This is a genomic window from Vibrio sp. R-1 (assembly GCF_035615595.1).
Lineage (GTDB): Bacteria > Pseudomonadota > Gammaproteobacteria > Enterobacterales > Vibrionaceae > Vibrio > Vibrio cholerae.
On sequence record NZ_WPDC01000372.1, the window covers coordinates 1 to 230 of the forward strand.

1 protein-coding gene is annotated in these 230 nt (G+C 40.4%); it reads left to right on the forward strand.

The features are described from left to right. Positions 1-198 (forward strand): GNAT family N-acetyltransferase (locus GOU96_RS18555; RefSeq protein ID WP_324702144.1); only part of this gene is annotated, 198 nt, incomplete at its 5' end. Positions 199-230: the final 32 nt, after the last annotated feature.

The following is a 230-nucleotide window of genomic DNA, read 5'->3' on the forward strand; positions in this document are numbered from 1 at the left end:
TCGGATTTGGCTGTCTCGGAGCAGGTCCAATCGAAAGGTATTGGTAAAGAATTGATCCGACAGACTTTCGCTAGTCTTAAGAAAGGTTGTAAGTTGATTTTGTTATCAGCTCCACAAGCAACAGAATACTATCCAAAAATTGGTTTTAAGCAGCATAACAGCGCATGGCTAATGTCGGATTTAGAAGAGCTTCTGTAACGTTGGTATCTTGCTTATAACAAACGCCTCAA